Genomic DNA, 26,956 nt, shown 5'->3' with positions numbered 1-26,956 from the left:
GTACGAAGGGTTCTCGTGACTGCACTGCGGGCCTGGACATTGGTGGCGATCGGCGTCTTCGGCGTCAGCATCTCCGCCCCTCTGACCGCCGGAACCCTGGCCCCGATCATTGCGATCGCCTTCTGGCGCAACCTGGTCGGGGCCGGGGTGAGTGGTACCTGGGCGCTGCTCGGCGACCGCGAAGGGTTGCGCCGGATACCGGTGGGAGTGGTGTGGCTGTCGGTGTTCTCGGGAGTGGTTCTGGCCGCCCACTTCACCAGTTGGTTCGCCAGTCTGCGACTGACCAGCGTGGCCGCCTCCACCGCGCTGGTCTCGACCACGCCGGTGTTCCTGGTCGCCATCGATCTGATCCGCCGGATCGCGGTGCCGCGTTCGGTGCTGATCGGGGTCGCGCTCTCGCTGGCCGGGGTACTGGCGATCACCAGGGTGGACGCGGGCCGCTCGGCCGAGGCGCTGGCCGGGGACGCGCTGGCCATCTTTTCGGCCCTGGCCATGGCGTTCTATGTCCTCGCCGGGCAGAAGGTGATGCGGACGACATCACCGGCGATCTACACACTGATCGTCTACGCCACCTGTGCCGCCGTGATGCTGCCCGCGGCCCTGCTCACCGGCACTCAGTTGCTCGGCTTCTCCGCCCGCACCTGGATCGAGATCGGCCTGCTCACCCTGGGCGCGCAGGTGCTCGGCCACACCTTCTTCAACGCGGCGCTGCCCACCGTCGGCCCCACCCCGCTGGCCCTGGCGATCCTGCTCGAGGTACCGGGCGCCTCGCTGCTGGCCTGGGCCTGGCTGGGGGAGGCGCCGCCGGTGGCCGTGATTCCGGGAGCGGTGCTGATGCTGCTCGGGCTGGTGGTGGTCGTGCGCTCGCGGGCCGCTGCCCGGCCGGCCGAACCGGTCGAGGTGCCCTAGGTCGTGTTTTGAAATTCCATGCCTACTGCGGGGCACCCGGGACGCCGTCTGACCGCGTCCGGCGTGGCCCCACGTAGAACACCGCTACGAGGGGCCCCACCGGCCGCGTCCAGCCGACGCCCCGGGCACCTCCTCGCTACGGCAGCGAATTCCAAAACACTCCCTAGGCCTTCGCCCGGGCCAGAATCCGTTTCGCGTTCTCGACGTGCAGGTTCTCCACCAGCCGACCGCGCACGGTGGCCACCCCTCGTCCGTCGGCGGTGGCCTCCTCCCAGGCGGCCAGAATCTCCTGGCTCTCGGCGATCTGCTCGGCGCTGGGGGAGAACACCCGGTTGCACGGCTCGACCTGGGAGGGGTGGATCAGCGTCTTGCCGTCGAACCCGAACTGTCGTCCCTGCAGGCATTCAGCCTCGAACCCGGCCGCGTCCTTCACGTCGTTGTAGACCCCGTCGAGGATCAGCTTGCCCGCGGCCCGGGCCCCGAGCAGAGCCAGGCCGATCCCGGTCAGCAGTGGGGCGCGGCCCGGTACGGACTCGGCGTGCAGCTCGTTGGCCAGATCGTTGGTGCCGAGCACGAGCATGGTGAGGCGTTCGTCGGCCGCGGCGATCTGCGCGGAGCAGAGCACCGCGGTCGGGGTCTCCAGCATCGCCCAGATCGGAGTTTCGCCCGGAATGTCGCGAACTGTCTGCGGTGATTCGACTTTGGGCACCAGGACGGCCGACGGTCCGGCTTCCAGGGCGGCCTGCAGATCGGCTTCGTGCCAGGGAGTTCCCGGAGCGTTCACCCGGATCGCCACGGTCCGCTCGCCGTACGCCCGATCGGCCACCAGAGCGCAGACTCGTTCGCGGGCAGCCGGTTTGGCATCCGGCGCGACCGCGTCCTCAAGGTCGAGGATGAGCGCATCGGCGGGGATGCTCTTGGCCTTTTCCAGAGCCCGTTCGTTCGCACCAGGCATGTACAGGGCCGAGCGGATCATCGGAATCTCCTAGAGAGAATGGCGTTCCAGGAAGGCGGCGCCGGCCTTGGCCCGGCTGTGGACGGTCCGGGCGGTGAAACCGGTCAGGGCGAGGATGGCGACGAAGAAGAACAGCCGCAGCGGATCGCTCGGGTCGCTGACCGCGATGCCAAGCGCCGCGACCGCTCCGCCCAGGCAGAACCAGAGGCCCACTTTGCGCGCCACCATGCCCTCGGCCATCGCCCGCAGTCGGGGCAGTTCCGCGGCCGAGACCTTGCCGTTGCTCTCGATCTGCCCGCGCAGTTCGGCCTGGTCCTGCGGGGTCAGGCCGATCAGCGCCTCCGGCACCCGGGCGATCGCCGACTTGCCCAGGGTGGCGCGCAGCATCGGCACGATCATCACCACCACGCCCACGACGATCAGGACCAGGCCGGCAACCGCGAGTGCTTCTTCACCGTTCACCTGGCCAGCCAATCCGGTCCGGGGTGGTTGCGTCCAGCCCGGGTGGTTGCGGTCCGGTCACACCAACGGACGACTGCGCGGGTGCACGAGCCGGGCGCGGCTGGGGGACGTGGTCGGGGGAGTGAGCGGGGCAACAAAGTTGGCCGGGGGCAGACTTTGTTGCCCCGGTAATGTGGATTGGCGATAACAGGCCGCAAATGCGGCCGAGAAAAGCCGGGGTGGGCGGTGCGGTGGCGGGCGTTGGGCCGAACCGGGGCGGTCTGTCGGGCAGCGCGGCCGGAACTTGATGTGATCGGGGGCCGTTGTCCCGCTTGGATCAGCAGGTGCACCTTTTCCGCGGATAGGTAGTTTGACTGACATGAGTGCTGAGGCGGTTCGGCCCCCGGCGGTGCTGGTGGGGCAGGCAGTGGTCTGCGGTATCGCCGTCGCGGCGGCCCGCTTCGTCCCGGTGCCCCTGCTGGACGACGCCATCCGACTGCGCGCCACCCAGGTCGCCGTGGTCCGCACCCTGCGCGCCGGCGATCGCAGCTACCCCTCACGCCAGGTCGCGCCGCTGTACGAAGGCGCCGACACCGGCGGGGTGTTCCGCGAGGCCATGCGTTACCTGCGCACGGTGCCCCGCCGCGTCATCCTGTTCCCGGTGCGCAAGTACGTGGCCATCTTCGGCGCGGTGAAGGGGGTGCCCACCGACGTCATGCAGGTGGTGCTGCTCTCCCGCGCAGTGCATCGCAGCCTGGCCCGGGGCCTACTGCCCGACGACTCGGACAAGGACGCGCGCGAGGCGGAAGCTCGCCAGGTGCGCCGGGCTTACGACGAGGCGCTCAAGGGCATGGACCTGCGCCTGCTCACCGCGGCCATCGCGGACGGCCTGTCCCAGGGCCGCAAGCTCACACCGGCCGCGGTCAAGTTCGCCCGCCGGACCTTCAGCAAGCCGGAGGACGAGAAGGTCACCGACGCCGAACTGCGCCCCGATGGTGAGGTGGGCGAGAGCGCCGAGCGGGTCGAGGAGGCTCTGCAGCGCCCCGAGATCCAGGTCATCCTCGAGCGTTTCGACGAGGAATTCGAACGCGCACTGCAGCGCCCGGAAAAGTGAGTCAGCCGGGCGGACCCAGGGAGTGTAGGGCCCACCCGGCTGAACCGGCGTGATCAAGGGGCGCACAACGTCCCCATTCGGGTTTAAAGGTGGATGCCGCACTCCGACTTGGCCCGGCCCGCCCAGCGTCCGGCCCGCGCGTCCTCACCCGGCGCCACCGCCCGGGTGCAGGGGCCGCAGCCGATCGAGCGGTAGCCCATCTGCAGCAGCGGATTGCTCAGCACCTCGGGGTGCGCGTCCTGGTAGGCCTCGACGTGCTCGTCCGTCCAGGTCGCGATCGGGGCCAGCTTGAGCAGGTCCCGCTTGGCGTCCCACTGCACGATCGGGGTGTTGGCCCGGGCCTCGGACTCCGAGCGCCGCAAACCCGTTGCCCAGGCGCGGTATCCGCGCAGGGCGTTGTTCAGCGGGGCCACCTTGCGCATCGCGCAGCAGGCGTCCGGGTTGGTCTGCCACAGCTTCCCGCGCTGTGCCTCGTGCTCCTGCACCGACTCCTTCGGCCGGATGCTGAGCATCCGCAGCGGGTAGGAGTGCTGCACGGCCGAGGCCGTGCCGATGGTCTCGGCGAAGTGGTAACCGGTGTCCACGAAAAGCATGTCGGTGCCCGGGACGGCCCGCGAGGTCAGGTGGGCCAGCACGGTGTCGCCCATCGACGCGGTGATCACCAGGCTCTTGCCGAAAGCCTTTCCGGCCCAGCCCAGAACGGTCAGCGGGTCGGCGCCCTCGAGCACTCGGTTGGCCTCGGCGGCGAACGCCTCGGGGTTTTCCTCGAGCGCGGCGGCGACATCCTCGGGGCGGCTGATCAGAGAACCGATCATGGCTTCACTCTCCGGAAGGTTTATCTAGGTAAGGATAAGTCGAGCTGTTCGGGGCGGTGCAGTCCGTGAAAACTCATGCTGAACAGGCGAAGACAGCTACGACAGTGCCAGCCGCCGCGGCTGAGGCCCTCGACCGTGCCCGAGGCGATCGGTCGCAGGTCCTCCTCGCCGCAGAACGGGCAGCAGTACGGGACGGCCCTTTCCGAGGAGCTCACTTCAGGTCCGCCTCGTCGGCCCGGATCACCCAGGCCGCGAAGGACTCCTCGTCGGTGCGCTGCTTCAGCCAGGTCCGCACGATCCGCTCGACGAAGTCGGGCAGGTCGGCCGCCGTGGACTTCAGGCCCCGCACCTTGCGGCCGAAACCGGCGTGCACGCCGAGCCCGCCGCCGAGGTGGATCTGGAAGCCGTCGACCGTGTCGCCCTGCGGGTCGGCCGGGTTCGGCAACTGCACACCCTTCAGGCCGATGTCGGCGATCTGCGCCCGGGCGCAGGAGTTCGGGCAGCCGTTCATGTTGATGGTCAGGCCCGGGCCGTCCAGGGTGAACAACTCGGGGACGTCGGCCAGCCGGTTCTCCAGCTCGGCCACCAGGTCCGTGGCGGTGGACTTGGTCGCGGTGATCGCCAGCTTGCAGAACTCGATCCCGGTGCAGGCCATCGTGCCCCGCCGGAACGCCGAAGCCCTGGCCGTGAGCCCGATCTCCTCGAGCGCGTCGAGCAGGTCGGGCACCTTGGAGGCCACCACGTCCAGGATCACGATCTTCTGCTGCGGGGTGAAGCGCAGCCGATCGCTGCCCGCCGCCTCGGCCGCGTCCGCCAGCTTGCTCAGCACCGTGCCGCTGACCCGGCCGACCACCGGGGTGATGCCGACGTAGAACTTGCCGTTCTTCTGCCGGTGCACCCCGACGTGGTCGTGCCGGCCCTTCGGCAGTTCCGGCGCCGGGCCGTCGATCAGCTTGCGGCCCAGGTACTCCTGCTCCAGCACCTCGCGGAACACGTCCGGGCCCCAGTCGGCCATCAGGAACTTCAGCCGGGCCCGCGAGCGCAGCCGGCGGTAGCCGTAGTCCCGGAAGATCTTGATCACGCCGTGCCAGACGTCCGGCACCTCGTCCAGCGGCACCCAGGCGCCCAGCCGCTTGCCCAGCATCGGGTTGGTCGAGAGCCCGCCGCCGACCCAGAGGTCGAAACCCGGCCCGTGCTCAGGGTGGTTCACCCCGACGAAGGCGATGTCGTGGATCTCGTGGGCCACGTCCTGGTTCGGGTTGCCGCTGATCGCGGTCTTGAACTTGCGCGGCAGGTTCTGCAGTTCCTCGTCGCCGACGAACAGCTCACGGATCCGCTCCACCGCCGGCGTGCCGTCGATGATCTCGTCGGCGGCCACTCCGGCGACCGGCGAGCCGAGGATCACGCGCGGGGTGTCCCCGCAGGCGTCGGTGGTGATCAGGCCCGCGTCCCCGAGCTGGGTCCAGATCTGCGGCATGTCCTCGATCCGGATCCAGTGGTACTGGATGTTCTGCCGGTCGGTGACGTCCGCGGTGTCCCGGGCGTACTTGGTCGAGATCTCGGCGAGCGTGCGCAGCTGGTTCAGATCGACCGCGCCACCGTCGGTGCGGACCCGGAGCATGAAGTACTCGTCGTCCAGCTCGTGCGGCTCCAGCGAGTTGGTGCGGCCGCCGGGGATTCCCGGACGACGCTGGGTGTACAGCCCCCACCAGCGCATCCGGCCCCGCAGGTCGTCACCGGGGATGCTGGCGAAACCCTGCTGGGCGTACGTCTCGAAGACCCGGTCCTTGACGGCCAGGCCGCCCTCCTTGGCCTTCCACTCCTCGTTCGGGGTGAGCGGGGTGGTCTCGCCCAGGGCCCACTGTCCCTCCGAGCGCTTGGGCTTCGGCGGGAAGACGGTACCGGCGCCGGTCTGCGCGGTGTCGGTGCTCACGAGCGGTTCCTCCGGGTGATGGCAAGGTGGCGGACGGTAGTGCGCACACCCCAGAACCGCACACGTCAGCCGCCGGGCCGCGAACTGTCGCGGATACCGGTGGGTGAGGCGGCCTGGTGGGCCGGTGGGTTCTGGCGGGCGAGCGCGAGGTCGAGTCGGTGGATCTACCGACAGGCTGCGCTCGCAGTTCGGAGCAGGTCGACGTAGGCGCGCTTGGTCAGCATCTGCCCGGTGGGCGATCCGGCCGTGGAACTTCGGGGCGGCACCTGCGCTGGCATGGTTTCCTCCATCGGTCCTGGCGGTAGCACCGGCTCCGCATCCCCAGGGGTTTGCGGGTGGTTGCTGCGGCGTCTTCGATCCAGGTCTCTCGGCCGCTCTGGATGGTTTTCTTGACCGTACGTTCACATAACGAGATCGTCAACGAGCAAGTCCAGGATTTGGGACGACCAAAGCGTGGCTTTGGTCTGCCGGGCTCACTGCGCGTGTGGTCCCGCTGCTGCGGTCACTGGGAGAACATGCAGCCTGAGCACCGGATTCCCGCTACCCGACGGTCACAGAAAAGAGTCGGCACGTTACGAAGTGGTGTCGCTCACATCCGCCCCCGATGCACCCATTCGGGTGAGTCCGGCCGGGGGCGGCTCGACCTGCGGCGCTACCGGCGCCGTCCTAGCGTTTTCGCATGGCTACCACGACGTCCACGAACAGCAAGGAACAGCTCACGACGACGCAGATCAGCCCGAACACCCCGGATGCCTTCCAGGGCACGCCGAGCTACACGGTGCCCGGTCTGACCCTCGAGCAGGGGGCGGCCACCGCCGCCGCGCTGCAGCGGGTCCTGAACACCTACAACGATCTGCACCTGACCCTGAAGCACGTGCACTGGAACGTGGTCGGGCCGAACTTCATCTCCGTCCACGAGATGCTCGACCCGCAGGTCGAGCTGGTGCGGGGCTACGCCGACGACGTGGCCGAGCGGATCGCCACCCTGGGCAGCTCGCCGCAGGGCACCCCGGGCGCCCTGGTCGAGCAGCGGGACTGGGACGACTACTCGATCGGCCGGGCCGGGGCGATCGAGCACCTGGCCGCGCTGGACGCCGTCTACGTCGGCGTGATCAGCAGCCTCCGCAAGGCCGCGGCCGAGACCGAGGACCTCGACGACGTCACCAACGACCTGCTGATCGGCCACCTGCACGAGGTCGAGCAGTTCCACTGGTTCGTCCGGGCCCACCTGGAGAACGCCGGGGGCGTGCTCAGCACCGCGGGCCAGAACACCGAGAAGGGCTCGGCCCGGGCCGCCACGTCCTGACCGGCCGGACCTTCCGCCCCGGCCGGGTTCCGCTCTTGGCGGACATCCGGCCCGGACGGAAACTCCCCGGGCGGCTCCGGACGTTCCCCTCTCAGAGTCACCTGAAGAGATTCCGGCGGCCTCCGGGCGCGGATGCGCCGGGGCCGCGGGATCGGGGAGAATGATCACATGTCGAACCTCAGTTCGCTCCGGTCGCAGTCGCAGTCCGGGCTGCCCACCCCACCCCGTGGCGACACCATCGCGCAGTACGCCACGTACATCGAGGCGCAGCGGGCGGTCGACTACCTGTCCGACAACCACTTCCCGGTCCAGGCGGTCACCATCGTCGGGGTCGACCTGCAGATGGTCGAGCGGGTCACCGGCCGGCTCACCTACTCCCGGGTCGCCATCGCCGGCATGCTCTCGGGCGCCTGGTTCGGTCTCTTCGTCGGCCTGCTGATCTCGCTGTTCGGCAACGCCGAGGGCTTCAGCGTGCTGGCCGCGATGCTGATCGGTGCGGCCTTCGGCGGTCTGTTCGGCCTGATCTCGTACGCGTTCACCGGCGGCAAGCGCGACTTCACCTCGACCAGCCAGATCGTGGCCGGCGAGTACCGCGTGCTGTGCCTGAGCGAACAGGCCGGCGCCGCCCGCCAGCTGCTGAACAAGCTGGCCAGCGAGGGCGGCCCGCGCAGCCGCCCCGAGCGCCCGGACACGCCGGTCTCCCCGATGCACCAGCCCCAGCCGGGCCAGTACCCGGGTTACCAGGGCCAGCCGCAGCAGCAGTACGGCCAGCCCAACCCGCCGCAGGGTCAGCAGTGGGGCCAGCCCTGGGGCACCCCGCAGCAGCCCGGCCCGCACAACCAGGGCCAGCCCTACCAGCAGGACCAGTACGGCCAGACCGGGCCGATCGGCCAGCCGGGCCAGTACGGCCAGGACCAGTACGGCCAAGGTCAGTACGGGCAGAACCAGCACGGCCAGGGCCAGTACGGGCAGAACCAGTACGGGCAGGGGCAGCCGGGTCAGTACGGCCAGGGCCAGTACGGCCACGCCCAGCCCGGTCAGAACCAGTACGGCCAGCCCGGCCAGTACGGTCCCGGCCAGGGGCAGCCCACCGGCCAGTTCGCCCAGCCCGGGCACCCAGGGCAGCCCGGCCCGCAAGACCCCCCGCCGCCCCCGGTCACCGGCCCCACCTACAGCGAGATGATTGAGCGCAAGCGCGCCGAAGAACGAGAGGCGGCCGAACGCGAGGCCCTCGAGAAGCAGCGCCGCGCCCAGGCCGAACGCGAAGCCGCCGAACAGCGCGCCCGCGAACAGGCCGAGGCCACCACCCCGCAGCCGATCAGCCCGGACCCGGAAAAGCAGGACTGACAGCAGAACTCGCAGCCGCGGCTACCCTCCTGCCGCCCGGCGAATTTCGCGACAACGCGGAAACAAAGTGTGCTCTGGCAACACTTTGTTTCCGCGTTCTTGTCAGCGTTCCCTCGAATCGGCCGGCGGTCCACCCCTGTTCGTTGCGGTGCAACCCGCGCGGCCTGGACCTACCAGTGCTATGGCACAGAGCCCGGCGAACAACTCCTTGCGCTGCGTCAAGGTGGTCCATCTGGTGCCAGGTGTACACGTTGTCGAGGTGTCCGCCGCCCGACCACTCACGGTCCGGGGCTGTTTGTCCTTGTCCGGTGCGGTGGTAGCGAAACTTGACCGGGTCGACACCGCCCCGCGTAGGCATGAGCTTTCAGAACACGACCCAGATGGAAAGCTCGAGTTGTGATGCGGCATCCGGATCACACGTGATGGCCAACGTGGCCCGGGGAGAGCAGGTCCAGATCGGTGCCCGCCTGGCCGACGTGGCAGTGGCGCTACAGCAGGCGGTCGCCTACTGCGAGGCACCCGGTGGCCGCCTGGACTGCGCCGTTGGGACGCCCACGTAGAACACCGCTACGAGTCCCCCAGCCCTAGAGGGCCGGGAGGTGCCCCCAGTCCCAACGGCTCGCCAGACGACCACCGGGCACCTCCTCGCTACGGCAGCGACGTCCAGAACACTCCCTAGTTGAGCGGGGATCAGGCAGCGTGCCGTTGAAAGCGGCAGTTCGACGTTCGAGGCCGGGACCGGCAGTTGCATCCGCGAGATTCCCAGAGGCGCTTGGGATGTGGGCTGCCTGGCGGCAGTGCCGGATCAGGGGGCGGCGGAGGGGAAGCGGGACAGGTATGAGGGTGCTTGCAGGCCGCCGAACGAAGTCTGGTCCACGGGGGTTGCGGCCAGGGCAGCGTCCATGACGGCGAGCATGACTGCGTCTGCGGCGGCGGCTTGGATGGCGATGATGGTGGGGAAGTCGACTTCTACCGCGCCGGTGGCCAGGGCGAAAACTGTGTCTCCATCAAGCAAAGTGTGCGCTGGGGCCAGGGAACGGGCCAGGCCGTCGTGGGCTGCGGTGGCGGTGCGCCGGGCCTTGGCCGGGTCCAGGGCGGCGTTGGTGGCTACTACGGCGAGGGTGGTGTTGGCGGCCGGGGGAGCCGTGGCAGCGCTGAGGTCGGCCAGGTAAGAAGCGTTTTCGGCCGGGGAAGGCGTGATGGGCCGGGGGAGGCCGGGCGGGACGAAAGCGCTGCCGAGGAGGGTGCCGGTGGTCAGGTCCAGGGGTGAGCCCAGGGCGTTGAGTACGGCTATGGCGCCGACGATTACCCCGCCGGGCAGCTTGATCGAGGCGGTGCCGATGCCGCCCTTCAGCGTGGTCCGGGCGGCGAGGGCTCCGGTGCCCGCGCCGATCACACCGCGCTCGGTGACTGTGGAAGCGGCTGCGGCGGCCTGGTATCCGAGGGCGGCGTCGGGGCGGGCGGACAGGTCTCCGCCTCGGCCGAGGTCGAAAATGGCGGCGGCGGGGACGATCGGGACGAGGATCGACGTCGGATCCTCAGGCGGGCCGGCGGCGAAGCCCAGTCCTTGTTCCAGGCACCACTGCTGAACGCCGCCCGCGCTGGCCAGGCCGAAAGCGCTGCCGCCGGTGAGGGTAACGGCGTCGACCGTGGGCACCAGCGTGGTCGGGTCCAGCGCATCGGTCTCGTGGGTACCGGGACCGCCGCCACGCACGTTCACCGATCCGATCGTGCCGGGTGGCGGGATCACCGCAGTGACCCCGCTCAGCCAGCCGTCACCGATCCGCTGGGCGTGCCCGACTCGTAGGCCGGGGACGTCCGTGATCGAACCCCACTGCGAAACCGGCGGTGACACGTCCATAAGCAGTGATCCTAAAGCCACCCGTTGCGCTTGAAGCCCCGGAAGAGCCCGGCACAGATCGTCGCCATCAACGTCAGCACGGCCGGATAGCCCCAGGTGTGCTGCAGTTCCGGCATGTGCTCGAAGTTCATCCCGTAGATGCCGGCGATCATCGTCGGTACCGCGGCGATCGCCACCCAGGCCGAGATCTTGCGCATGTCCTCGTTCTCGGCGATCGAGACCCGGGCCAGGCCGGCCTGCAGGATCGAGGTGAGCAGCTCGTCGAAGCTGGCGACCTGCTCGTGCACCCGGGCGAGGTGGTCGGACACGTCGCGGAAGTACTCGCGGATCTCGGCGTGGATCATCCGGCGCGGCCGTTCGGACAGCTCCCGCAACGGCGCGGCGAGCGGCTGGACGGTGCGCTTCATCTCGATCACGTCGCGCTTGAGCTGGTAGATCCGCTCGATGTCGGTGTTGCCGCGCGGGGCGAACACGGTGCTCTCGATCTCTTCCAGGTCCTGCTGGACGGCGTCGACCACGGCCAGGTAGTCGTCGACCACCTTGTCGGCCACGGCGTGCAGCACGGCGGAGGGCCCGAGCGCGAGCTGTTCCTGGTCGCCCTCCAGCCGGCGGCGCAGCCCGGCCAGGGCAGCGGCCTTGCCGTGCCGGATGGTGATCACGAAGTAGTCGCCGACGAAGACCATGACGGCACCGGTCTCGACCACGTCACCACCGGCGTCCCGGTCGACCGAGTCGACGTAGGCCAGGGTGCGCATGGCCAGGAACATGTCGCTCTCATGGCGTTCCAGCTTGGGCCGCTGCCGGGGGCTGGCGGCGTCCTCGAGCGCGAGCGGGTGCAACGAGAACACGTCGCCGAGCTGTTCCAGCTGCTCGGACGAGGGCTCGTGCAGGCCGAGCCAGACGAAACCCTCACCCTGCTGGGCAGATCGGACGGCGCGGGGGAAGTCGGAGGTCTGCATCCGGCGGCCGTTGCAGTACAGCCCCCAGTCGACGGCAGCCTCGAGGAGCCCACCGGTCTTGGCGGACTCGTTCTCGATGCTGCGCTGCTGCAGGACGTCGATCGGGCCGTAACGCAGTGCTGGGTAGACGTTGCGCAGCTGCGGACGGGGTAGGGCCAGGGACCGGGCGAGGCCGGTGCGGTTCGTACGAGCCATGAGGGGGGTCACCTCCGTTGCAAAGGCAGACCCGCGGAGGGCGGCGCGTCAGGTCGGGCGCAACCCTGTGAAAGCTCCGCCGGCCCGGGGACAACGGGCAGCGCGGAGCTCATGATCCGCGGGGGAGTCGGTACTGGCAGGGGTGTCATCTCTGGACGGCACCGATCTCACCTCCCTCATCCGGGACCTTCGTCGAAGAGCATCATCGACCGTGCGACCGCGCCCTTGATCAGCCGTACGGGCGGACGGAACGGCATTCGGCCGCCGCTCATGCTAACCCTCGGGTAGCACCGGCAGAGGCCAATCCCTGGACATCCGTCCGAAGTCCGGGTGACCAGGTGATGACCTGGGCCCCGGGCTCACGCCCACGCAAACATCGTGATCGACGGGCAAAGCGTTACAGCCCGCCCCGGAGACGATTCCGGGGCGGGCTGTGGAAGACCCAATGAGGGACGAGGCGCGCACCGGCCGCCCAAGCGGCCGGTGACGCGGTTTGCTCAGGCGCGCAACGAAGCCATCCAGGCCTCGATCTCGTCCGGCCGGCGCGGCAGCCCGGCCGAGAGGTTCTCCACCCCGTCGGCAGTGACCAGCACGTCGTCCTCGATCCGGACCCCGATGCCGCGCAGTTCCTCGGGCGCCAGCAGGTCGTGCGGGCCGAAGTAGAGGCCGGGCTCGATCGTGAAGATCATGCCCGGCTGCAGCTCGGCGTCCAGGTACATCTCCTTGCGGGCCTGGGCGCAGTCGTGCACGTCGATGCCGAGGTGGTGGCTGGTGCCGTGCACCATCCAGCGGCGGTGGAACTGGCCCTCGCGCTGCAGCGACTCCTCGGCGGTGCCGGGCAGCAGGTCCCACTCGGCCAGGGTGCGGGCGATCACCTGCATGGCCGCGGCGTGCACCTCGCGGAACTTCACCCCGGGCCGGGCCGCGGCGAACGCGGCGTCGGCGGCGTCCAGCACGGCCTGGTAGACCCGGCGCTGCGGCTCGCTGAACCGGCCCGAGACCGGCAGGGTGCGGGTGACGTCGGCGGTGTACAGGCTGTCCACCTCCACCCCGGCGTCCACCAGCACCAGGTCGTTCTCGTTGACCGGGCCGTCGTTACGGATCCAGTGCAGGGTGCAGGCGTGCGGCCCGGAGGCGGCGATGGTGTCGTAGCCGACGCCGTTGCCCTCCCGCCGGGCCCGGCTCTCGAACACCGTCTCGACCACGCGCTCACCGCGCACCGCGGACACGGCTTCGGGCAGGGCCCGGACGATGTCCGCGAAACCCCTGGCCGTGACGTCCACCGCCCGGCGCATCTCGGCGACCTCGAACTCGTCCTTCACCAGGCGCAGCTCGGAGACGATGCGGGTGAGTTCCTGGTCGGCCTGGTGAGCCTCGTCCGCGCCGACCCCGGCCTCGGCGCGAGCCTGGTCGAGCAGCGTGTCCAGGCTCGGGTCGGCGTCGCGCACCACCCGGACCTTGACCGCGCCGACGTCCTTGGTGATCGCATCGCGCAGGTCGTCCAGCGGGCGGCAGGCCAGACCGGTCTCGGCCTCCACCTCTTCCAGGCTGGGCCGTACGCCCACCCAGAGCTCGCCGTAACGCGGGTCGGCGAAGAACTGTTCGGTGTCCCGCTCGGCCCGGGGCTGGAAGTAGAGCACGGCTTCGCCGCCGGACTCGATCACCAGGGCCGCGTCCGGCTCCCGGTCGGTGCCCAGCCCGGTGAGGTGGGCGAAGGCGGAGTGCGGCCGGAAGCGGTGGTCGGTGTCGTTGCTGCGGACCCGGAAGACCCCGGCCGGCAGCACCAGACGCTCACCGGGCAGTTCGGCCACCAGGCGGGCCCGGCGCTCGGCCGCGTAGGAGGCGGAAGGCATGCGGGCGGGCTGGTCCGAGGACCGCGGGGCCCAGCCGGAGGCGATGAACTTACGGAAAGCCGGCGAGTTCGGCCGCTCCCGGTGCTCGACCTCCTGAGGCTTCGCGGATTCGCCCTCAGGGCCCTGCACAACGGGTTCGTTCTCGCTCATGGGCAACATTCTGCCGCCTCCGGCCACGGGCAGTCAGGCGGGATTCGCGGGTTCAGCAGCGTTCCGGCCCAATCCGGACAGCAGAGCTCTGGGCCGTTCGTGCGCTGCCGCCCGATCGTCGCCCGGCCGGCCCGCCCGATGGCCTGCGGGTGGTGCGACAGATGGCCGGATGGCCTCGCGCGGCGGCTTGACCTGCGGCTCCGGGCAGGCAACCGTCTCTGTGTGACCCTTCTGCGGACCTGTCCACGCTGTGGCTCGGTCGCCCGGGAGCCGGGCGAGCACGGCGGCACCTGGACCTGTGAGGAACACGGCCAGATCGTTCCGGTCGGGCCGGCCCAGGTGCCTACGCAGAAACTTCTCCGGCAGGTGGCGCTCGACTCGCTGGTGCCGGTCTGGATGCCGCGTCCGCTTCCGCAGGGCTGGGAGGTCACCGGTCTGCAGTGGGCCGGGGCGGGCGCCGGGGGCACGGTGGCCTGTGTCGTGGCGGTCTCCGGGCCGCACCCGCTGCCGGAGATGGGCGACGAGGAACCGACCGTCGACCTGATGTTCGTGGCCGAGCAGCCGGGGATCGGCCTGGGGGCGCACCTGGCCGGGATGCACGGGGTGGACCCCGGACCGCTGCTGGCCGAGAAGGCGGCGCACGACCCGGCCGAGATCAAGCTGGAGGCCGACGACCACGAGGTGCCGCTGTGGTCGGTGCCGGTGGACGGCGGCCTGGCCTACGTGGGGGAGGCCTCCGGGGTCTGGCTCTGGGTGCTGGCCTGGCCGAGCTCGGCGGCGCTGGCTCTGCTGAACCGGTTCTGCCTCGTCGATGCCCGCAATGTGGAGACCGAGCCGGACCTGCCCTGCGGTTCGCTGACGCCCCGCCTACGCTGACCTGCGTGCGAATCGACCTTCACGCCCACTCCAGTGCCTCGGACGGAACCGAGACCCCGGCCGGGGTGATGGAGGCGGCCGCCGCTGCGGGGCTCGACGTCGTCGCGCTCACCGACCACGACACCACGGTCGGGGTGCCGGCCGCGGCCGAGGCCGCCCGCCGGCTGGGCCTAACCCTGCTGCCCGGCGCCGAGATCTCCTGCCAGGTCGGCGGGATCGGCGTGCACATGCTGGCCTACCTGCACGACCCGGCCGACCCGGCGCTGCTGGCCGAGCAGGAGCAGACCAAGCTCGACCGGCTGACCCGGGCCGAGCGGATGGTCCGGCGGCTGGCGAAGGACTTCGACATCACCTGGGCCGACGTACAGCGGCAGTGTGAGCCGGGTGCCGCGGTGGGTCGCCCGCACATCGCCGACGCCCTGATCGAGGCCGGGGCGGTGGCCACCCGCGACGAGGCCTTCGCCACCGTGCTGCACGGTCGCTCGCCGTACTACCTGCCGTACCACGCGCCCGAGGCAGGGCTGATCGTGCGCCTGGTGCGAGCGGCCGGCGGAGTACCGGTGATGGCGCACCCGCGGGCCGGCAAGCGCGGGCGGCTGGTCTCGGAGGCCGACATCGCCGCGCTCGCCGAGAGCGGGCTGGCCGGGCTGGAGGTGGACCACCGGGACCACGAGGAGCGGGACAAGCAGGTGCTGCGCGGCCTGGCTGCCGACCTAGGCCTGCTGACCACCGGTTCCAGCGACTACCACGGCACCGGCAAGGTCAACCGGATCGGTGAGCACACCACCGCGCCCGAGGTGCTGGAGAAGATCATCGCGCTCGGAACCCCGGAGCGGGTGATCCACGGGTGAGTGACCAGCTCGAGCTCCTGGGGATGCCGGAACCGCTCTACCCCTGCACCCCGACCCGCCTGGTCAACTGGCGAGACTGCCCGCGCCGCTACCGCTTTACCTACCTGGACAAGCCTCAGCCGCCGCGCGGACCGGCCTGGGCACACACCAGCATCGGCGCCGCGGTGCACTCCGCCCTGGCCGACTGGTGGGGTACCCCGCCCGAACGCCGGGACCCCGAACTGGCGTATCAACTGGTGCGCAAACGCTGGCTGAGCGATGGTTTCGCCGACCGGGAGCAGTCGGCCGCGGCGGGGCGGCGGGCCGTGGACTGGGTGAAGGACTACCTGTACGGCTCGGAGACCGACCCTCTGGCCGAACCGGTCGGGGTAGAGCGAACAGTCAATGCACGGACGTCGCGGCTGGCTTTGTCGGGCCGGGTGGACTTGATCGATCTGCGGGACGACGAACTCGTGGTGGTCGACTACAAGACCGGCCGCCGCGAGCCCACCGAGGAAGACGCCTTCGCCAGCCTGGCCCTGGCCGTGTACGCCGTGGCCACCGCGCGCACCTACCGGCGGCAGTGCGTGCAGGTCGAGCTGCATCACCTGCCCACCGGAACCCGCGCGGTGGCGCGCTACGACCTGGCCGGGCTGGAACGCAAGCTGGCCGAGGCGGATTCGCTGGGCGAGCAGGCCGCGGCGGCCGATGCGGCGTTCGCCGAGGGCCGGCGTGGAGATGACGTGTTCCCGCCGAACCCCGGCCCGGGCTGCTCGTTCTGCGATTTCCGCCGGTCCTGCCCCGAAGGGCGGGCAGCCTCCGAGGACCGCCCGCCCTGGAGCGCGCTCAAGCAGTGAGACAACCTGCTCAGGCAGTGAGCAGTGCCTGTTGCACCGCTTCCTCGGGGCTGCTCACGTAGGCGATGCCGTCGTCCACAGTTGTGCCGTCCGGCCCGACCACCCGCCAGCCGTCCAGCACCACCACCGGCACCCCACCCCGGCGCCGGGCCAGCGCGACCTCGCTGAGCGTGCCCCACGAACCCCCGACCGCGATCACCGCATCCGCGCTCCAGACGATGACGGCGTTACGTGCCTCGCCGATGTTCGTGACGATGGTGACCGACAGATCCGGGCTGGCGCCCTCGCGATCGGCCCCGGGGCGGATGCCGATCACGGTGCCGCCGGCCGAGCGCACCCCGGCCGCCACCGCGGCCATGACCCCGGTGCCGCCCCCGCAGATCACCACCGCTCCGGCCTCGGCCAGCAGAACACCTACCTGTCTGGCCGCCGCGGCCTGCTCGTCGGTGCAGTTGCGCGGGCCGCAGACCGCGACCTGGAAGACCCGGTCGGTCTCCTCACGGTTCGGGGTGGGCCGGGGCGATGGAGGCAGCACGATGCGGATCCCTTCGCAGAGCGGGTGAGGACGCCGGTGGAGCTCCGGGACGGCTGATCAGGTCAGGGCGTCCGAGAGGTCCCGACGGGCCGGATAGGCCCGGAACAAGGCGATCTCGTCCAGTAGCTGCCTGGATAGAGCTGAATGGGTGAAAACGCCGGATTGCAGCGTGCGTGCGGCGGTGGAGACCCGGCCGACGATCGGCTCGGTGCGGTTGTCAGCCGGCAGGGACAGCACCTGACGCAGCTCCCCGGCCGCCGCGTCCAGGTCGCTCAACGCCAGGTGGGCGTTGCACAGGTCGAGCCGGGCGGCGGCGACGAGCTCGGGGCAGCGCTGGGCCGGGACCGCGACCTCGAGCAGTTGCAGCGCCTCACCGGCCTCGCGCGCGGCCAGCCGGGCATTGGCCTCACCGCCCAGCGCCAGCCAGGCCTCGCTGGCGTAGTAGGCGGCCTTGGCCGGGCTGAAGCGGAACACCCCGGGCTGGTCGTCCACGGTGTCCAGCTCGCGCGCGGTGCGGGCCGCGCTGAGCGCCTGCTCCACCTGTTTCGTCTCACCGCAGGCGGCCCAGGCCCGGGCCTCGGCGCTGACCAGCCGCAGCAGGTTGCTGCCCTTGGTGGCGTGCCGCCGCCCGCTGTGCGCGATCTGGGCGGCGAGCGGGTAGTCGCCGCCCCAGTAGGCCACGTTCGACTGGACCCAGCGCAGGAAGGCCCGCAGCGAGTCGTCGTCGGCCAGCTCGGCGCAGAGCCAGGCGGTGCGGGTGTTGGTCTCGGCCGCCACCGGATCCCCGAGGTCGGCGCTGGCGTGGGCGATCAGCGCGCACAGCCGGCCGGCCAGCGAGTACAGCGGCGCGGTGAGGCTGGGGCGCTGGCGCTTCTCCAAGAGCTCGAAGACCTCGCGCCGCAGCCGCCAGACCGGGCCGACCAGGGCCAGCGGAGGTTGCGTGAGGTAGTCGTCGGAGAGCCGGCGGACCTGGGCGGCGAGCTGGTCGAGCAGGTCGTGGTCGAGACCACCCCGGCTGCCGGGCGCAGGCACTCGGTTCATCCGCGGACCGCCTCGTCTGGCTCAGGAGCAGGGCAGGGGCCCCGTCATCGGTGCCGGGGCAGGGCCAGGCTAATGGCTGCAACCGGGTTTTGGGGATGAAACACCGACGTTGCGTGACGGATCGCATACTTCCGGCGATCCGGATCGGGTTTCATTGTCTCGGCAACCAAAATCGGGTCACTCCGGGAACCAAACCGCGAACGTCCTCAAACCAAACGGCTTGAGGACGTCGGTGCGCACCCTGAGTGAGGCGAGCGGACTTTCAGTGGCGGTTGCGGTGCAGCTCGTCGCGCAGCGAGTGCAGGGCCACCGTGGCGGCCGACGGGGCCAGCGAGCCGGCGCCGTCACCCGGGACCGACGAATACATCCCGCGCGCCCAGTTCGGCAGCGAGGACCAGGCCAGCCCGGCGACCGGCGCCCAGGACGGCCGGTTGCGCTGGGTCAGCGCCAGCAGCTCCGGAACGGCCGGGCTGATCAGCGAACTGATGAACGCCCGGGCCTCGTGGGTCATCCGCAGCTGGGGTCGCATCCGGCGGAAGTACCGGGTCAGGTCGCGGCGGGTGGCCGGCACCCGGTCCGGCTCCAGTCCCCACACCGCGGCCGTGCGCAACTGCTCGTTCAGGTAGGCCTCGTGCTCGGCATCGCTCAGCGTGAGCCCACCGCGCCGGGTCACCTCCACGAACGAGGCGACCTGGCAGCAGTGCATCCACAACACCAGTTCCTCGTCGTCGCCGCGGAACTCGCTGCCCTCGCCGGAGAACCCGCCGACCTGACCCATCACCGCGCGCAGCCGGGCCCCGGTCATCGCCGCCTCGATGCTGTTGCCGAAGATCACCGCACCGATGTGACGCTGGGCCCACTGCAGCCGGTCCCACGGGTCGTCCACCCGCCGGGCGGTGGCGAACACGTTGGCCATGCCCTCCGGGTGCAGCACCTGCATGGCCAGGGCACGCAGCGTGGCCAGCCCGATCAGCGGGTCCGAGTGCACCCGCCAGGTCACCGTGCTCGGGCCGAAAAGCCCCCACTGACCCGCCTGGTCGGACTCGTGATCGGCATCGGGCTCGTCCGGCTCGGGATCGGCCCCGGCGGCCGCTGCGCGGTCGGCCGGATGCTCCAGGTAGTCCCACTGCTGCGGCTGAAGCGCCTGCTCGTGGTAGCTCTTGTGCTGTTCCACCTGTCCCTGTCCCCAGGCCCGGCGGGCCCGTCCGGCAGCGGATTGCGGCGTCCCTCGCCGACGTCCGGGCTCCAGCTCGACCGATCTGCCGTCGGAACGTGCGGCACCGGCCAAGGGAAGAAGGGCACTGCTCCGTTCCCAGCTGTCATCCGTCGCGCTTGCTGCCATGGGGGTAAGCCTGTCGGATTCGACCCTTGATCGCCTGTCGAGCCCTCCGACGGCCCAATCGGACACAGTCAGTCGATAGTCTGAAAGCGGGTCTTTCCGGCCCGCCGTCTGGAGGGAACCGATCCATGGGCCGCGTAATCGCCGTCGCCAACCAGAAGGGCGGCGTTGCCAAGACCACTTCGGTGGCCTCGCTCGGCGCGGCGTTCGTGCTGCGCGGGCTGCGCGTCCTGCTGGTCGATCTGGACCCGCAGTCGTCGCTGACCTTCAGCCTGGGCATCGATCCGGACGTGGTCGAGTACTCCATCTCGGACGTGGTGCGTGGCGAGGTGGACCTGACCACGGCCCGGCTGCGCACCAGCGAGGGGATGGACCTGATCCCCTCCACGATCGACCTGCTGGCCGCCGAGGCGATGCTGCTGCCCGCCCCGCAGCGCGAGTTCGTGGTCCGCCGCGGCCTGGAGGAGGTGCTCTCCACCTACGACGTGATCCTGCTCGACTGCTCGCCCAGCCTGGGCCTGCTCACCCTGAACGCGCTGGCCGCGGCCGACGAGGTGATCGTGCCGCTGCAGTGCGAGATGCTCAGCCACCGCGGGGTGGGCCAGCTGCTGGACACCGTGGCCGACGTGCACCGCCTGCTCAACCCCCGGCTGCGGGTGCGCGGTCTGCTGCCGACGATGTACGACAAGCGTTCGGTGCACGCCCGGGCGGTGCTGGGCGACGTGAAGCGGCGTTACCGGGTGCCGGTGCTGAACCCGATCCCGCGCTCGGTGAAGTTCGCCGAGGCGCCCAGCGTGGGCACCACGATCATCGCCACCTCGCCCAGCTCCTCGGGGGCCCGGGCGTATTTCCGGATCGCGGACGGCCTGCTGCGGGCCTGGCGGTTCGGTGGCCGGAAGGCCGCCCCGCCGGCGGCCCCCCGCCCGACCCGGATGGCCCCCAGCGTGCGCCCGCCGGCTCCGGGTGAGGCCGACGCCATGTGACCCCCTGCTTCACCAGCGCTTGTGTCACCTACCCAGACTTTGCGTTGGCAAAAGCCCTGGTGGTGGGTCGGGCGGGAACCGCAAAGCCGTGTGAAGCCTGGACGGAGGCTGGTGAAGCAGCGCGGCGCCCTAGACGCAGATGTGGCCCGCACCGAACCGGTGCGGGCCACATCCGTTGCTGGGGACTAGCTTTCGGTGGAGCCGGCCGAAGCGCTCTCGGCGGGGGCGGCGGAAGAGCCGGAGCCCCGGCCACCCCGGCGGCGGCGCCGGCGACGAGGAGCGTCGCCGCCCTCGCCGGAGCCCTCGCTCGAGTTGCTCTCGGTCGCGCTGCCCTCGGCTACCGCCGGAGCGTCGGAACCTTCGGTGGCAGTAGCGTTCTCGACCGGAATGCCGGCCCGGGTCCGGCGCCGCTGACGGGTCCGGCTACGCCGCGGCGCGTCTTCGGTGCTCTCGCCCGCGTCGGCCTTCTCCTCGCCCTCGGACCGGGAACGGCTGCGCGAACGGCCGCCCTTGCCGGAGTCCCGGGAACCGCCCGAGTCCCGCCGCGAGCCGCCGGAACGGGTAGCGGGACCGCCGCCCCGCTTCCCGGTCTCGCCCAGGTCCTCGACCTCTTCGGCGGCCAGTCCGGCGCGGGTGCGGGAGGCGCGCGGCAGCGTGCCCTTCACCCCGGCCGGGATGTTCAGGTCCTCGAAGAAGTGCTCGGACGAGGAGTACGTCTCGGCCGGCTCCGGGATGCCCAGGTCGAGCGCCTTGTCGATCATCATCCAGCGGTGCAGGTCGTCCCAGTCCACGAAGGTGACGGCGACACCCGTGTTCCCGGCCCGGCCGGTGCGGCCGATCCGGTGCAGGTACGTCTTCTCGTCCTCCGGGCAGGCGTAGTTGACCACGTGGGTGACGTTCTCCACGTCGATCCCGCGGGCCGCCACGTCGGTGGCCACCAGCACGTCGATCTTGCCGTTGCGGAAGGCCCGCAGGGCCTGCTCGCGGGCACCCTGGCCCAAGTCACCGTGGATCGCCGCGGCGGCGAAGCCCCGGTCGGCCAGTTCCTCGGAGACCTTGGCGGCGGTGCGCTTGGTCCGGGTGAAGATGATCGACAGCCCGCGGCCCTCGGACTGCAGCAGCCGGGCCAGCATCTCGACCTTGTCCATCGCGTGCGCGCGGTAGATGAACTGCGCGATCGCCAGCACCGTGGCGCCGGAGTCGGTCGGGTCGGAGGCCCGGATGTGGGTCGGCTGGGTCATGTACTTGCGGGCCAGCGAGACCACCGCGCCCGGCATGGTGGCCGAGAACAGCAGGGTCTGGCGGCCGTCGGGGGTGAGCGACATCAGCTTCTCGACGTCGGGCAGGAAGCCCAGGTCGAGCATCTCGTCGGCCTCGTCGAGCACCAGGGTGCGCACGTGGGCCAGGTTCAGCAGGCCCTGCTGGGCCAGGTCGAGCAGCCGCCCGGGCGTGCCGACGACCACCTCGATGCCCTTCTTCAGCGCCTCGACCTGCGGCTCGTAGGCCCGGCCGCCGTAGACGGTGAGGATCCGCGCGCTCAGGTTCTTCGAGGCCACCTTGAGGTCCTCGGCGACCTGGGTGGCCAGTTCCCGGGTGGGGACGATGGCCAGGGCCTGCGGGGCGCCCGGGGCGGCCAGCTCGGCGAAACCCTCGTCCTTCGGGCCGACGACCCGGTGCAGCAGCGGGATGCCGAAGCCCAGCGTCTTGCCGGTACCGGTCTTGGCCTGGCCGATCACGTCGCTGCCGGCGATCGCCACCGGCAGGGTCATCGCCTGGATCGGGAAGGGGGCGCTCATCCCGGCCTTGAGCAGGGCCTCGGCGACCCGCGGGTCGGTGCCCAGCTCGGCCCAGGTGGGCACGTGGACGGCGGCCTCGGCGTCGTTCTCCACGACGGCCACGATCTCGCCGGCGGTGTCGAGGTCGTGCCTCGCCGCGGCGGACAGATTCTCTTCGGACGATTCGCCGGAGTTGCTGGATGAAGCGGACACGCAGTGCCTAACTCTTCGGGGGCGCAGGCCTGCGGCCGGAGTGCGCCGACCCCAGTGGGGGTGGCGGAGGGAAAAGGCGCTCCGGCGGGCCGCGCTGCGGCATTCGGAAGCCGACCGTGTGAGCGACCGGTCATCCACTTACAGATGGTTCCAGGTGTAGCAGGTACCTCTAACTGACTGATCCTACCTGGTCGGAGGGCTCAGTACCCTCTGCATCATGGAGCAGCAGGAAGACAGGTTCGCCGATCCGGCATACCGGGCGGCGGTCGTCGATCTTTTGGGAACCCTGGCCTACGGTGAATTGAGCGCATTCCTCCGTCTTTCCACGGACGCGGATCTGGCCCCCCGGCTTTCCGCCAAGGCCGCGGTCGCCGCCCTGGCCGCCACCGAGTACGCGCACTACGACCGGCTGCGCGCCCGGATCGTCGAGATCGGCGCCGACCCGGAGGCCGCGATGGCCCCGTTCGTCGAGGCGCTGGACGGCTTCCACGAGCGGACCAAGCCCTCGAGCTGGCTGGAGGGGCTGGTCAAGTTCTACGTCGGCGACGGCATCGCCTCGGACTTCTACCGGGAGATCACCACCTACCTCGACCCGGACACCCGCGACCTGGTGCTGGGCACCCTGGAGTCGGACAAGCGCTCGTCGTACGTGCTGCAGGAGGTGCGCCAGGCGATCAGCGACGACCCGATCCAGGGCAGCCGGCTGGCGCTGTGGGCCCGCCGCCTGGTCGGCGAGGCGCTCAGCCAGGGCCAGCGGGTGGCGGCCGACCGGGACACCTTCTCCACCCTGCTGACCGGCACCAGCGAGCACCCGGGGATGGGCCTGGCCGGGATCGTCTCGATGTTCAGCCGGATCACCGAGCAGCACACCCGGCGGATGGCCGAGATGGGCCTGAAAGCCTGAAGAACGTCGAAGGCGCCGGTCCCCGAGGGGGAACGGCGCCTTCGCAACAGTGGTGCTACAGCGTGCCGAAACCGACCCGGCGGGTCTCTTCCGCACCGATCTCGACGTAGCCGATCTGGGCGCCCGGCACGACCACGAGGCGGCCCTTGTCGTCCTTCAGCCGCAGCAGCGAACCCGAGGCGATCGCGGCCTCCACGGCCTTGACGACGGACTCGGCCGAGTCGGGCGACTCCAGCACGATGTCACGGGCGATGTCCCGGACGCCGATCTTGACCTCCACGCGAGTGGCCCCTTCCGTCCTTGCCGGCCCCCTCGCGGGGCAGCTTTCCGACTTTCCGACTGATCATCCGAAGCCTAAGGGTCTCCTGGCGGTTTGCCGCCCCCGACGCACACACGGGTTGGCCGCCGAGGTGGTCCGGCCGGTGTGAACGGCCGGGACGAGCCGCCGGGATTTCCACAAACAGCCTGGTCGGCCCGGCCACCGGAGATCGTCACCGACCTGGCCGGCTTCGCCCGCGGCAGAGTTAGCCGATAGCGGAATCGCCGGTCCGGGCGATCTCTCAGTGCCGGTGGATCGCCTCCTGGCTCTCACCCAGCCCGGTCAGATCGGCCACCGGACGCGGACCGTTCGCCAGATCGTCCGACAGTTCGCTCTGCCGATCGCTGCCGGAACGGTCCGCCGGCTCGGCGGCCCCCTCCGGACCGGACGGCTGCTCACCGGGCCGCTCCTCGTGCAGCGGGATCGAGCCGATCCCGCGCCAGGTGATCCCGGCCAGCAGGCGCACCGCGTCCTCGCGGCCCATCGGCCGGCCCTTCTGCAGCCAGTTGCGGGCGGCCACGTGCGCCATCCCGGACAGGCCGATCCCGATCAGCTCGCACTCGCGCCAGGGCTGGCCGGTCTCCTCGTGGATCACCTCGGCGATCATCCGGCCGCACTGCTCGTTCACCGCCTCCACCCGGCCGCGCACGTCCGGGTCGTTGGTGAGGTCGGACTCGAAGATCAGCCGGAACGACTCGTTCTCCCGGTCGATGAACTCGAAGAACGCGCCCAGCGCGCTGGCCACCCGCAGCTTGTTGTCCGGGGTGTTCTCGATGGCGCCGCGCAGCAGGTCCACCACCTCGGCCGAGTGCTGCTCGATCAGCGCCAGGTACAGCTCCCGCTTGCCCGGGAAGTGCTGGTAGAGGACCGGCTTGCTGACTCCGGCCCGCTCGGCGATCTCGTCCATGGCGGCCGCGTGGTAGCCCTGAGCCACGAAGACCTCCCGGGCGGCCCCGAGGAGCTGGCTCCGGCGTGCTGTCCTCGGCAACCTGGTTCCGCGCGAGCGCACCTCTGGTGTCGACATTGCTTGCCTCCCCGCATCAGTGCCCGTCAGCGGATGCTAAGACGCTTCGGCTGCGCCCCCGCGATTCCGATGCTTTAAGTGATTGTAAGGCTACGAGGCGTTACCAAATCATGGTGCGAGTAGCCCCTCTGCGGCGGGAGAGACATCCGTTCAGGTGATCGTCCCCACGTTTCAACGCCACTCCAATGGGTATAGCCGCTACCTCTCGGTTCTTAACCGTCCTCTTGCTGCCGCCGGGTCGTCGGTCCCAGCCTGTCCGGAAAGCCGGCTCGTCGTCACGTCCGTGTCCCGGTGACCCTCCGGACTCGGAAGGCAGCGCGAAGCCGGGTAGCGTGCGGGGCTGAACTGGCGCTGCTGGAAGGAAGTAACGGCCGATGCGGACGGGTAAGCGGCTCAACCGATCACTGGTCCTGCCTCTGGCGGCGGTGATGCTCGCACTGGCCGGCTGCTCGGCGCTGCCCGGCGGATCCTCCGGTGAGGACAGTGCCGCAACCGCCACTACGTCGCCGGAATCCGCAGTTGCCCCGGAGGCGACGGCCGGGGCCACCCCGAGCGCGGCCGGTGAATCGGATTCGGCGCAGGCGGCCGGGGAGGAACAGCAGCCCTCGCCGCTGCCCAAGGGCCTGACCCAGAAGGACGTCGACGCCGGCGTGCTCTCGGCCAAGGTGAAGTGGAAGGCCTCGGGCCGGCTGCAGACGGTCAAGGGGCAGGCCAAGGCGCCGGGTAAGAAGGGCGAGGTGATGAAGGTCCGGATCCAGGTGGAGAAGGGCCTGAAGATCGACCGGGAGAAGTTCGCCGACTTCGTCCTGGCCACGCTGAACGACAAGCGGAGCTGGACGGAGAAGGGCAAGCGCCGCTTCGCCCGCACCGACGACGCTTCCGCGGCCTTCACCACGGTCGTCCTGGCCAGCCCGCAGACCTCGGCCGACCTGTGCCGGCCGCTGCAGACGATGGGCAAGCTCTCCTGCCGCAACGGCGACCGGGTGGTCCTGACCAATTACCGCTGGGTCAAGGCGATCCCCGAATATCAGAAGAACCGCCAGGGTTACCGCCAGTATGTCGTCAACCACGAGGTCGGCCACGCGCTCGGGCACGGGCACGAGTACTGCGCCGGCAAGGGCGAACTGGCTCCGCTCATGATGCAGCAGACCAAGGGCCTGCTGGGTTGCAAGCCGAACCCCTGGCCGCACCCGTGAAGCCGCTCGTCGAGCCGGGTTCCGAGTTGACCTCGGACGAGCTGACCCGGTACTCGCGCCAGGTGCTGCTGCCCGGGATGGGCTCGGACGGGCAGCGCCGGCTGAAGAACGCGCGGGTGCTGGTGATCGGCGCCGGGGGACTGGGCAGCCCGGTGCTGACGTATCTGGCCGCGGCCGGGGTCGGATCGATCAGCGTGATCGACGACGACGTGGTCGAGCTGTCGAACCTGCACCGCCAGGTGTTGCACGCCGGGGCGGCCGCGGGCACGCCCAAGGTAGAGAGCGCGCGCGCCGCGCTGGCCAAGCTGAATCCGCTGGTGCTGGTGGAGACGAGCAACACCCGGATCAACCGTGAGAACGCACTGCAACTGATCGACGGCCACGATCTGGTGCTGGACGGGACCGACAACTTCGCCACCCGCTACCTGGTCGGCGACGCCTGCGCGGTGGCCGGGGTGCCGCTGGTCTGGGGCTCGGTGTTCCGCTTCGACGGCCAGGTTTCGGTGTTCTGGTCGAAGCCGCCCGAGGGGCACCAGCCGGTGACGTATCGCGATCTGCACCCCACGCCTCCGCCTCCCGGGTCGGTTCCCTCCTGCGCGGAGGGCGGCGTGCTGGGGGTAACCTGCGCGGCCATCGGGTCGGTGATGGCGACCGAGGCGATCAAACTGATCGCCGGGGTAGGGGATCCGCTGCTCGGGCGGATCATGCTGTTCGACGCGGCCGGGATGAACTGGCAGACGATCCGGGTTCGCCCGGCGCCGGATTCGGCTCCCGTCACCCAACTCCTCGACGACTACGAGGCGTTCTGCGCAGTGGCGCCCACCACGTCCCCAGTTGAAGATCTGACCGTAGGCGAACTGGCCCAGCGTCTGGAGCGGAGGGAACGTGGCGAAGACGATTTCGTGCTTGTAGACGTCCGCGAGCCCGAGGAGCGGCGGATCGCCTTGATCCCGGGGGCGGTAGGGCTACCCCTTTCAGTGCTTCGAACTGGAGACGTCGGTGCGCTCCTGGCGGAGGTGGCCGACGGACGTCCGTTGGTTCTGCACTGCAAGAGCGGGGTGCGTTCGGCGCAGGCGCTGGAACTCGCCCGCTCGGCCGGGGTGAGTGACATCGTGCACGTACGCGGAGGCGTCCTCAGTTGGATCGCCGAGATCGACCCCGGTCAGCCCCGCTACTGAAGCCCGAAAATCCTTTCCCCGGGCGACGTTGCCCGGGGAAAGGACGGT

25 protein-coding genes and 1 pseudogene are annotated in these 26,956 nt (G+C 70.4%); 12 read left to right on the top strand and 14 right to left on the bottom strand.

The genetic code is table 11. The features are described 5' to 3' along the window. Positions 1-15: 15 nt before the first annotated feature. Complete coding sequence (locus tag LR394_RS31910) at positions 16-909, top strand: DMT family transporter (protein WP_231448334.1); 894 nt, start codon at positions 16-18, stop codon at positions 907-909. 163 nt (positions 910-1,072) lie between these two features. On the opposite strand, the gene LR394_RS31905 is transcribed toward LR394_RS31910, so the two are convergent. Together LR394_RS31905 and LR394_RS31900 are read right to left on the bottom strand one after the other, a co-directional pair. Further along, the gene (locus LR394_RS31905) at positions 1,073-1,885 is read right to left on the bottom strand and encodes an HpcH/HpaI aldolase/citrate lyase family protein (RefSeq protein ID WP_231448333.1); all 813 of its coding nucleotides are present in this window, start codon (positions 1,883-1,885) and stop codon (positions 1,073-1,075) included. 9 nt (positions 1,886-1,894) lie between these two features. Further along, a complete protein-coding gene (locus LR394_RS31900; protein WP_231448332.1) occupies positions 1,895-2,326 on the bottom strand; it encodes a hypothetical protein in 432 nt (143 codons plus the stop codon). 358 nt (positions 2,327-2,684) lie between these two features. Here LR394_RS31900 and LR394_RS31895 point away from each other — a divergent pair, with 358 nt between their 5' ends. After that, positions 2,685-3,419: a hypothetical protein gene (locus LR394_RS31895; protein WP_231448331.1), complete on the top strand. Its 735-nt coding sequence runs from the start codon at positions 2,685-2,687 to the stop codon at positions 3,417-3,419. Positions 3,420-3,502: 83 nt separating this feature from the next. Here the strand turns inward: LR394_RS31895 and LR394_RS31890 are convergent, their stop codons facing one another. The 3 genes from LR394_RS31890 to LR394_RS43780 form a co-directional block, all read right to left on the bottom strand. Further along, on the bottom strand, positions 3,503-4,234 hold the full coding sequence (locus LR394_RS31890) for a phosphoadenylyl-sulfate reductase (RefSeq protein ID WP_231448330.1): 732 nt from the start codon (positions 4,232-4,234) through the stop codon (positions 3,503-3,505). 211 nt (positions 4,235-4,445) lie between these two features. After that, positions 4,446-6,167: a nitrite/sulfite reductase gene (locus LR394_RS31885; protein WP_231448329.1), complete on the bottom strand. Its 1,722-nt coding sequence runs from the start codon at positions 6,165-6,167 to the stop codon at positions 4,446-4,448. Positions 6,168-6,331: 164 nt separating this feature from the next. After that, positions 6,332-6,391 (bottom strand): putative leader peptide, encoded by a 60-nt coding sequence (locus LR394_RS43780; RefSeq protein WP_407937163.1) that lies wholly within the window; start codon positions 6,389-6,391, stop codon positions 6,332-6,334. A gap of 455 nt (positions 6,392-6,846) precedes the next feature. Here LR394_RS43780 and LR394_RS31880 point away from each other — a divergent pair, with 455 nt between their 5' ends. The 3 genes from LR394_RS31880 (at position 6,847) to LR394_RS31870 (ending at position 9,380) form a co-directional block, all read left to right on the top strand. Beyond that, positions 6,847-7,473, top strand: a complete 627-nt coding sequence (locus LR394_RS31880; protein ID WP_231448328.1) for a Dps family protein — start codon at positions 6,847-6,849, stop codon at positions 7,471-7,473. Positions 7,474-7,641: 168 nt separating this feature from the next. After that, positions 7,642-8,820 carry a general stress protein gene (locus LR394_RS31875; RefSeq protein WP_231448327.1) on the top strand — a complete coding sequence of 393 codons (1,179 nt, stop codon included), beginning with the start codon at positions 7,642-7,644 and terminating at the stop codon, positions 8,818-8,820. Positions 8,821-9,242: 422 nt separating this feature from the next. Next, on the top strand, positions 9,243-9,380 hold the full coding sequence (locus tag LR394_RS31870) for a hypothetical protein (protein WP_231448326.1): 138 nt from the start codon (positions 9,243-9,245) through the stop codon (positions 9,378-9,380). A 245-nt stretch (positions 9,381-9,625) separates the two neighbouring features. Here LR394_RS31870 and LR394_RS31865 read toward each other — a convergent pair whose 3' ends face one another. The 3 genes from LR394_RS31865 to LR394_RS31855 form a co-directional block, all read right to left on the bottom strand. Beyond that, positions 9,626-10,681 (bottom strand): P1 family peptidase, encoded by a 1,056-nt coding sequence (locus LR394_RS31865; RefSeq protein ID WP_231448325.1) that lies wholly within the window; start codon positions 10,679-10,681, stop codon positions 9,626-9,628. A gap of 11 nt (positions 10,682-10,692) precedes the next feature. Further along, positions 10,693-11,835 (bottom strand): magnesium/cobalt transporter CorA, encoded by a 1,143-nt coding sequence (corA, locus tag LR394_RS31860; protein WP_231448324.1) that lies wholly within the window; start codon positions 11,833-11,835, stop codon positions 10,693-10,695. Between the two features lie 497 nt (positions 11,836-12,332). After that, positions 12,333-13,838: an aminopeptidase P family protein gene (locus LR394_RS31855; protein WP_231448323.1), complete on the bottom strand. Its 1,506-nt coding sequence runs from the start codon at positions 13,836-13,838 to the stop codon at positions 12,333-12,335. A gap of 222 nt (positions 13,839-14,060) precedes the next feature. On the opposite strand from LR394_RS31855, the gene LR394_RS31850 reads away from it, so the two are divergent. Genes LR394_RS31850 through LR394_RS31840 form a run of 3 tightly spaced genes read left to right on the top strand, consistent with a single transcriptional unit; the run spans position 14,061 to position 16,401 of the window. Beyond that, positions 14,061-14,714 (top strand): DUF6758 family protein, encoded by a 654-nt coding sequence (locus LR394_RS31850; protein ID WP_231448322.1) that lies wholly within the window; start codon positions 14,061-14,063, stop codon positions 14,712-14,714. Positions 14,715-14,719: 5 nt separating this feature from the next. Continuing rightward, positions 14,720-15,565, top strand: a complete 846-nt coding sequence (locus LR394_RS31845; RefSeq protein WP_231448321.1) for a PHP domain-containing protein — start codon at positions 14,720-14,722, stop codon at positions 15,563-15,565. Beyond that, positions 15,562-16,401, top strand: a complete 840-nt coding sequence (locus tag LR394_RS31840) for a RecB family exonuclease (RefSeq protein ID WP_231448320.1) — start codon at positions 15,562-15,564, stop codon at positions 16,399-16,401. The genes LR394_RS31845 and LR394_RS31840 overlap by 4 nt, the downstream gene beginning before the upstream one ends. 10 nt (positions 16,402-16,411) lie before the next feature. Here LR394_RS31840 and LR394_RS31835 read toward each other — a convergent pair whose 3' ends face one another. From LR394_RS31835 to LR394_RS31825, 3 genes are all read right to left on the bottom strand, one after another. Beyond that, positions 16,412-16,936: a TIGR00725 family protein gene (locus tag LR394_RS31835; RefSeq protein WP_231448319.1), complete on the bottom strand. Its 525-nt coding sequence runs from the start codon at positions 16,934-16,936 to the stop codon at positions 16,412-16,414. A gap of 57 nt (positions 16,937-16,993) precedes the next feature. Then, complete coding sequence (locus tag LR394_RS31830) at positions 16,994-17,977, bottom strand: hypothetical protein (protein ID WP_231448318.1); 984 nt, start codon at positions 17,975-17,977, stop codon at positions 16,994-16,996. A 262-nt stretch (positions 17,978-18,239) separates the two neighbouring features. After that, positions 18,240-19,151 (bottom strand): oxygenase MpaB family protein, encoded by a 912-nt coding sequence (locus tag LR394_RS31825; protein WP_231448317.1) that lies wholly within the window; start codon positions 19,149-19,151, stop codon positions 18,240-18,242. Positions 19,152-19,444: 293 nt separating this feature from the next. Here LR394_RS31825 and LR394_RS31820 point away from each other — a divergent pair, with 293 nt between their 5' ends. Beyond that, the gene (locus LR394_RS31820) at positions 19,445-20,299 is read left to right on the top strand and encodes a ParA family protein (protein WP_231448316.1); all 855 of its coding nucleotides are present in this window, start codon (positions 19,445-19,447) and stop codon (positions 20,297-20,299) included. A 185-nt stretch (positions 20,300-20,484) separates the two neighbouring features. Here LR394_RS31820 and LR394_RS31815 read toward each other — a convergent pair whose 3' ends face one another. Further along, complete coding sequence (locus tag LR394_RS31815; RefSeq protein ID WP_231448315.1) at positions 20,485-22,287, bottom strand: DEAD/DEAH box helicase; 1,803 nt, start codon at positions 22,285-22,287, stop codon at positions 20,485-20,487. Positions 22,288-22,504: 217 nt separating this feature from the next. On the opposite strand from LR394_RS31815, the gene LR394_RS31810 reads away from it, so the two are divergent. Next, complete coding sequence (locus LR394_RS31810; protein ID WP_231448314.1) at positions 22,505-23,191, top strand: ferritin-like fold-containing protein; 687 nt, start codon at positions 22,505-22,507, stop codon at positions 23,189-23,191. Between the two features lie 55 nt (positions 23,192-23,246). Here the strand turns inward: LR394_RS31810 and LR394_RS31805 are convergent, their stop codons facing one another. Together LR394_RS31805 and LR394_RS31800 are read right to left on the bottom strand one after the other, a co-directional pair. Beyond that, positions 23,247-23,471 carry a DUF3107 domain-containing protein gene (locus tag LR394_RS31805; protein WP_231448313.1) on the bottom strand — a complete coding sequence of 75 codons (225 nt, stop codon included), beginning with the start codon at positions 23,469-23,471 and terminating at the stop codon, positions 23,247-23,249. A 451-nt stretch (positions 23,472-23,922) separates the two neighbouring features. Continuing rightward, positions 23,923-24,534: pseudogene (locus tag LR394_RS31800) on the bottom strand (TetR/AcrR family transcriptional regulator); the annotation flags it as partial. A 374-nt stretch (positions 24,535-24,908) separates the two neighbouring features. Between LR394_RS31800 and LR394_RS31795 the strand changes: the two are divergent. After that, entirely contained in the window at positions 24,909-25,730 is an 822-nt protein-coding gene (locus tag LR394_RS31795) for a DUF3152 domain-containing protein (RefSeq protein WP_231448311.1), read from the top strand. Then, entirely contained in the window at positions 25,727-26,908 is a 1,182-nt protein-coding gene (gene moeB, locus LR394_RS31790) for a molybdopterin-synthase adenylyltransferase MoeB (protein WP_231448310.1), read from the top strand. Before LR394_RS31795 ends, moeB begins: the two co-directional genes overlap by 4 nt. Positions 26,909-26,956 lie beyond the last annotated feature (48 nt).

Origin of the sequence: Kineosporia babensis, from assembly GCF_021129305.1 — a bacterium.
Taxonomy (GTDB): domain Bacteria; phylum Actinomycetota; class Actinomycetes; order Actinomycetales; family Kineosporiaceae; genus Kineosporia; species Kineosporia babensis.
The sequence above is the reverse complement of the archived record's forward strand: the minus strand, read 5'-3'. Positions and strand labels throughout refer to the sequence as shown.